Origin of the sequence: Salinivibrio socompensis S35 (genome assembly GCF_000513715.1) — a bacterium.
Classification (GTDB): domain Bacteria; phylum Pseudomonadota; class Gammaproteobacteria; order Enterobacterales; family Vibrionaceae; genus Salinivibrio; species Salinivibrio socompensis.
The window spans coordinates 20,976-27,589 of record NZ_AQOD01000058.1 but is presented as its reverse complement, the minus strand read 5'-3'; the positions used below and the strand labels follow the sequence as shown (position 1 = coordinate 27,589).

Below are 6,614 nucleotides of genomic sequence, written 5' to 3'. Positions count from 1 at the left end.
ACCACACGGGCGAATAAGCTCGGTCTGTCTTGGCAGTAAACGAATATTTCTGTACCGCCGCGAGTCGCTTTTTTACTCACCAGCACTAGCGGCTTATCACCGCTGTGATGGAGCAGATGTTCACTATGCCAAGCAATTTGTTTGTGGGTGTGGCGCAGAAAATAGTCGGCTTTAAAGCGCTGCCACAATACTTCAATCTCTCTTGGGCTGTGGCCTTGTTTGCGCAGCATGGCAGCGGCAAGATGTTTATTGTGTCGAATTCGCTCTCTGACATCCGGTGGATTTTCTAGCCCACGTCGCAGTGCCTTTTGGGTGGAGTAATAAAGCTCAGCAATTAAGGTGCGCTTCCAGCTATTCCACAAATCTGGGTTGGTGGCATTAATATCTGCCACCGTCAGACAGAGGAGCAGATCGAGCCGCTCTTCGTCGCGGACCTCTTTGGCAAAATCTGTGATCACATCAGGATCATAAATATCTCGGCGCTGAGCGGTGACAGACATCAGTAAGTGATTACGCACCAACCAACTGACAATATTGGCCTCTGGCTTGGATAAACCGTGATCAAGACAAAAATCATGGGATTCAATCGCACCAATTTCACTGTGATCGCCTCCGCGGCCTTTGCCAATATCATGGAAAATAGCGGCAATCAGCAACAGCTCGCGCCGTGCAAGACGCGGAAATACATCGCAACAAATTGGGTGGCGTTCACGATTAGCCTCGTCGTCAAACAAACGCATATGTTTGAGCAAACGAATCGTGTGTTCATCAACCGTGTAGACATGAAACAAATCAAACTGCATTTGTCCGACGATTTGACTCCACTGTGGGAGGTACGCAGACATGACGCCGTGGCGATGCATTAGCCCAAACACTTTATGCAGAGCGTTTGGGTGGCGTATCAGCGCCATGAACTTTTCTCGTGCATCCTCTTGCCGACATAAAAAGTGATTGAGCCGACGTCGAGCGGTACGCAGCTGCCGTAAGGTTGGGGCAGCGATGGCTCGATCGAGGTGTCGTCAGCGATATGCAGCATCATATCCAAAATGGTATCTGGACGTGCTTGGAATAAGGCGGGTTTACGTGCCTCGATCGTCTGTCCACAGCGTTGGAAATCATCACTCAATACGTCGACTTCCCCGGAGCGACCATTATCGATGATCACCTGATCAAAGATTTGTAGCAGCATCTTGTTGAGCTCGCCAACGCGTCCGAGGGTACGAAAGAAATCTTTCATCATGGTCTCGACCGCGCGGTTGCCGTCGCCCCGATAGCCGAGGAGTTCAGCTACTGAGGTTTGATGAGCGAAGGTGAGTCGGTTGTCATAGCGGCGCAGCTCAAGGTGAAGGGCAAAACGGATACGCCATAGCACGTTTTGGCATTCGTTAAGTTCACGATACTCGGCATCGGTCAAAAAACCAAAGTCGCTCATCTCTCGCAAACTGGTGGCGCCGAAATGTCGGCGAGCGATCCAAGAGAGGGTGTGAATATCGCGTAAGCTGCCTGGGCTTAGCTTTAGATCGGGCTCGAGTTTGTAAGCCGTATCATGGTAGCGGCGATGTCGGGCTTTTTGTTCTTCGACTTTGGCTTGATAAAAGTGTTCACTGGGCCAAAAGCTATCATGGTGCACGCGAATCTCGAGCGCCTCGAACAGTTGTGGATCGCCACATAATAGACGCGATTCTTGTAAGTTGGTGGCAACGGTTAAATCATCGAGTCCGACTTGAATGCATTCTTCCACAGTACGTACACTATGGCCGACTTCCAATTTCAAGTCCCACAACAAGGTGAGTAGGTCACTGAGGCTTTGCTGTTGATGAGAATCTAGCGGTGCTTGGCAAAGTAAGAGTAAATCAATATCAGACAGAGGATGTAATTCACGCCGACCATAGCCGCCTACTGCAACCAGTGCGAATGGGCTTTGATCGAAGCCAAAGTGATGCCATAACCTTGCTAAAAGGGCATCCATGTAATCGGTACGCTGATAAACTAACTCGGCAACGGGAACATTGGCAAGGAAGTCTTGCTTTTGTTGCTCAAGTAGCTGTTGGAACTGTGCCTTTAGCGTGATGGGATCGAGCTGATCATCCCCCAAATGTTGTGGCGTAATTACAGTGTCTGTCATGGCGATCCTTTGCGCAAAAAAAAGCCGGAACGAAACCGGCTCATATTGAATGGATTAGTGGTTGATGTAACGCGGGAGGCTTTCTTCCTCTCGTAACGTTAATACCTCTACCCCTGTGTCGGTCACCAGGAGTGTATGTTCCCACTGCGCCGACTTTTTACCGTCGATGGTGTATACCGTCCAATCATCGTCTTCATCCAGTACAGTCCCATACTTCCCTGCATTAATCATAGGCTCTATGGTAAAACACATACCAGGTTTTAGAAGGGTACGATCGTTATTTTTGTAGTGCACTACTTGTGGGTCTTCGTGGAAGCTCGCGCCAATCCCATGACCACAGTACTCTTTGACGATGGAATAGCGTGTATTACTGCTTTTGATGAACTTTTGGATCGCCGTCCCCAAGTCACCGACGGTGGCACCAGGCTTCACCTTTTTGATCGCGTGATACAGGCTTTCTTGCGTGACACGGCAAAGACGTTTGTCTTCGAGAGACACATCACCGACTAAAAACATCTTTGAGGTATCGCCATGGTAGCCATCTTTGATCACGGTGACGTCAATATTAACGATGTCACCGTCTTGGAGTACGTCCTCATCACAGGGTATACCATGACAAACGACATGATTGATCGATGTACACATCGATTTAGGGAAACCGTGATAGTCTAACGTGGCAGGAACAGTCCCTTGTACGTCAGTCATATACTGGTGGGCAATGTCGTCTAGCTCACGGGTGGTAACTCCTGGCTTAACATGGTCTCCAAGCATCACCAGTACGTCAGCGGCGAGCCGACCGGCCACGCGCATCTTTTCAATTTCTTCTTCTGTTTTAATCGGAATTGTCATTTTGCTTTCTCACTTTATTCGGGATGCTCAATGATAACAATGAACCCAAAGCATGACGTACATCACGTTTGGTATCATTGAGCACAGCAGCCATCCCCCTGCTACGATTGTCTCAGCGGCTTAGGGAGGAGGAACTGTTTGATAGTGCCGCCATGGTACCAAGCCATGCCCATGGAGGAAACAGAAAGAGAAGCATTCCGCATCGTCATCGTAACCGCTAGGGCGGATTGCGCGCGCGATTTAACTGGATTTCACCCATGATTTTGTGATATAAACCGCGCCGAAAACTGTCATTGTGATCAATCTAGCCATGCTAGGTTTCAGTTTGATGGTCTTCATCATTATTTTTAATTTTAAATCACACACATATCGACACATTGACCGGGGTGCCCACTAACGGGTCGGTGGATGGGATATGTGGAGGCCTAACCCCAAGAGGAATTTATCATGGCTACTGTTTCAATGCGCGACATGCTCAAGGCGGGTGTACACTTCGGTCACCAAACTCGTTTCTGGAACCCAAAAATGAAGCCGTTCATTTTTGGTTCGCGTAACAAAGTGCACATCATCAACCTTGAAAAAACCGTACCAATGTTCAACGAGTCACTGGCTGAACTGTCAAAAATCGGTGAGCGTAAAGGTAAAGTTCTGTTCGTTGGTACCAAGCGCGCAGCAAGCGAAGCGGTAAAAACGGCAGCAGAAAACTGCGAGCAGTTTCATGTTAGTAACCGTTGGTTGGGTGGCATGCTAACCAACTGGAAAACCGTTCGTACATCTATCAAACGTCTAAAAGACCTGGAAAACCAGTCGACTGACGGAACGTTTGAGAAGCTGACTAAAAAAGAAGCGTTGACTTACACCCGTGAGATGGAAAAGCTTGACAAATCACTGGGTGGTATCAAAAACATGAACGGCCTGCCTGATGCAATGTTCGTTATCGATGCGGATCACGAGCACATTGCAATCAAAGAAGCGAACAATCTGGGTATCCCAGTATTTGCAGTGGTAGATACTAACTCTAACCCAGACGGCGTTGATCACGTGATTCCAGGTAACGATGACGCAATTCGCGCTATCCAACTGTACCTGAACGCAGCGTCTGACGCTTACAAAGAAGGCCGTAGCCAAGACATCGTTGCACAAGCAGAAGATGAGCTGGTTGAAGTCGCTGAGTAAGACGACAGCTCCTTGTGAGCGTTCTTAGTTATCAGCGTGGCATCTTTCATGCTGTAAGCTAAGTATGGTTAGCAGGGGCCGATATCGGGCCCCTGTTTTTTACCCAAAATAGTTTCGAATCGAGGATTGAACAATGGCAACTGTTACCGCTGCCCTGGTTAAAGAACTGCGCGAGCGTACTGGCGCTGGCATGATGGAATGTAAAAAAGCACTGGTTGAAGCGAACGCTGACATCGAAGTTGCAATCGAAAATATGCGTAAAAGCGGCGCAGCAAAAGCAGCGAAGAAAGCTGGCCGTGTTGCAGCTGAAGGTATTATCCTAGTTAAAGAAAACGACGGTAAAGCTGCAATCGTTGAAATTAACTGTGAAACCGACTTCGTTGCTAAAGATTCTAACTTTGCTGAATTCGCTGACCAAGTAGCCGAAACAGCATTGGCTGAAGGCCTAGATATTGATGCGCTGAAAGAAAAATTTGAACAGCAGCGTGCTGATCTCGTTGCAAAAATTGGTGAAAACATGGACATCCGTCGTGTTTCATTCATCGAAGGCGAAAAAGTTGGCTCTTACCGCATGGCGGTCGTATTGGTGTGGTCGTGGCAGCGAAAGCCGACGAAGAGACCATCAAACACGTAGCAATGCACATTGCTGCGTCTAAGCCTGACTATGTCAATCCTGAAGATGTGCCTGCTGACGTTGTCGAAAAAGAGAAGAAAATTCAGGTTGATATCGCAATGGAATCCGGCAAGCCAGCGGATATCGCAGAGAAAATGGTTGTTGGCCGTATGAAGAAATTCACCGGTGAGATTTCTCTGACTGGTCAAGCATTTGTTATGGACCCATCACAAACTGTGGGCCAAATGCTGAAAGAAAAAGGTGCCGAAGTGACTAACTTTATCCGTTTTGAAGTGGGCGAAGGCATCGAGAAAGAAGAAGTAGACTTTGCTGCAGAAGTTGCTGCGGTACAACAAAGCTAATTCTTGCTGACTCAGACCGCGGTGCTCGCCGCGGTCTTCCATAACCTTCTTCCCTAATTAGTGCCTAATAGAAAGGTAGTGAAATGACTACAAATCCTAAGCCTGCATATCAACGAATTTTACTTAAACTGAGCGGTGAAGCCCTGCAGGGCAAAGATGGATTCGGTATCGATCCCACCGTGCTTGATCGTATGGCGCAAGAAATAAAAGAATTGGTCGAGCTGGGTGTTCAGGTAGGATTGGTCATCGGTGGCGGCAATTTATTCCGGGGTGCGGGTCTTGCTGAGGCGGGAATGAACCGTGTTGTGGGCGATCACATGGGTATGTTAGCCACCGTCATGAACGGTTTGGCGATGCGTGACGCACTTCATCGTGCCTATGTGAACGCACGAGTGATGTCAGCAATTCCTCTAAACGGCGTGTGTGACAGTTATAATTGGGCTGAAGCGATTAGCCAACTTCGCAATGGTCGGGTGGTGATTTTCTCTGCCGGGACCGGAAATCCTTTCTTCACCACTGACTCGGCTGCTTGTTTACGTGGTATCGAAATTGAATCCGATATAGTGATTAAAGCGACCAAAGTCGACGGTGTATATAGTGATGATCCGACGAAAAACCCGGATGCGACACTTTACAACTCGATAACATATCAAGATGTTTTAGACAAAGAGTTGAAAGTGATGGATTTGGCCGCATTTACTCTAGCACGCGATCATAAACTGCCTCTTCGTGTTTTTAACATGAATAAGCCAGGTGCGTTACGACGTGTCGTGATGGGTGAGGCAGAAGGCACTTTGATTACTAACAGCTAAGCCAATATTGGTGGCATAATCTTACAAATTAATTCAATCGCAAGGATATTCCCGTGATTAATGACATAAAAGACGACGCCAAAGCGCGTATGGAAAAAAGTGTAGAAGCGCTGAAGCACGCGTTAGGTAAACTGCGGACTGGGCGTGCACATCCAAGCCTACTAGAAGGCCTTACTGTAGAGTATTACGGCGCGCAAACGCCGTTGAACCAACTCGCGTCTATTGTTGCTGAAGATTCGCGTACCTTGGCGATTAGCGTATATGACAAGCAAGTGACACAAGCAGTTGAAAAGGCGATCATGACCTCCGACTTAGGCTTGAACCCTAACTCTGCAGGCACGGTGATCCGTGTACCTTTGCCACCATTGACCGAAGATCGTCGTAAAGACATGGTGAAAGTGGTTCGTTCGGAAGGTGAACATGCGCGTGTCGCGGTACGCAACATTCGTCGAGATGCCAACAGTGATCTTAAAGCACTGTTAAAAGACAAAGAAATTTCAGAAGATGACGAGCATCGTGCGCAAGATGACATTCAAAAGTTGACTGATGAAGCGGTTAAGAATGTTGATACACTTCTTGATGCAAAAGAAAAAGAGTTGATGGAAGTCTAAATCTCATTAGACTTTACCACCAATGCTAAAGCGCTGTGCGTGCAGTACAGCGCTTTTTATTTGCCA

At 47.8% G+C, this 6,614-nt stretch carries 4 protein-coding genes and 2 pseudogenes; 4 read left to right on the top strand and 2 right to left on the bottom strand.

Annotated elements, in window-relative coordinates; all coding sequences use genetic code 11:
- Together glnD and map are read right to left on the bottom strand one after the other, a co-directional pair.
- Positions 1-2,125: pseudogene (gene glnD / locus DZ54_RS19955) on the bottom strand ([protein-PII] uridylyltransferase); the annotation flags it as partial.
- A gap of 54 nt (positions 2,126-2,179) precedes the next feature.
- The gene (map, locus tag DZ54_RS0107485; protein ID WP_025673626.1) at positions 2,180-2,974 is read right to left on the bottom strand and encodes a type I methionyl aminopeptidase; all 795 of its coding nucleotides are present in this window, start codon (positions 2,972-2,974) and stop codon (positions 2,180-2,182) included.
- Positions 2,975-3,421: 447 nt separating this feature from the next.
- Here map and rpsB point away from each other — a divergent pair, with 447 nt between their 5' ends.
- From rpsB to frr, 4 genes and pseudogenes are all read left to right on the top strand, one after another.
- Positions 3,422-4,150, top strand: coding sequence for a 30S ribosomal protein S2 (gene rpsB / locus DZ54_RS0107480; RefSeq protein WP_025673625.1), 729 nt, complete (start codon positions 3,422-3,424; stop codon positions 4,148-4,150).
- A 133-nt stretch (positions 4,151-4,283) separates the two neighbouring features.
- Positions 4,284-5,125: pseudogene (gene tsf / locus DZ54_RS19950) on the top strand (translation elongation factor Ts).
- 83 nt (positions 5,126-5,208) lie between these two features.
- Positions 5,209-5,937, top strand: coding sequence for a UMP kinase (pyrH, locus tag DZ54_RS0107470; protein WP_025673624.1), 729 nt, complete (start codon positions 5,209-5,211; stop codon positions 5,935-5,937).
- A gap of 53 nt (positions 5,938-5,990) precedes the next feature.
- Positions 5,991-6,548 (top strand): ribosome recycling factor, encoded by a 558-nt coding sequence (frr, locus tag DZ54_RS0107465; protein WP_025673623.1) that lies wholly within the window; start codon positions 5,991-5,993, stop codon positions 6,546-6,548.
- The last annotated feature ends 66 nt before the right edge of the window (positions 6,549-6,614 follow it).

What these genes read in the sequence shown, in the direction of transcription:
- map (WP_025673626.1), bottom strand. Translation starts at nt 2,974, where the DNA reads ATGACAATTCCGATTAAAACAGAAGAAGAAATTGAAAAGATGCGCGTG.
- pyrH (WP_025673624.1), top strand. Translation starts at nt 5,209, where the DNA reads ATGACTACAAATCCTAAGCCTGCATATCAACGAATTTTACTTAAACTG.
- rpsB (WP_025673625.1), top strand. Translation starts at nt 3,422, where the DNA reads ATGGCTACTGTTTCAATGCGCGACATGCTCAAGGCGGGTGTACACTTC.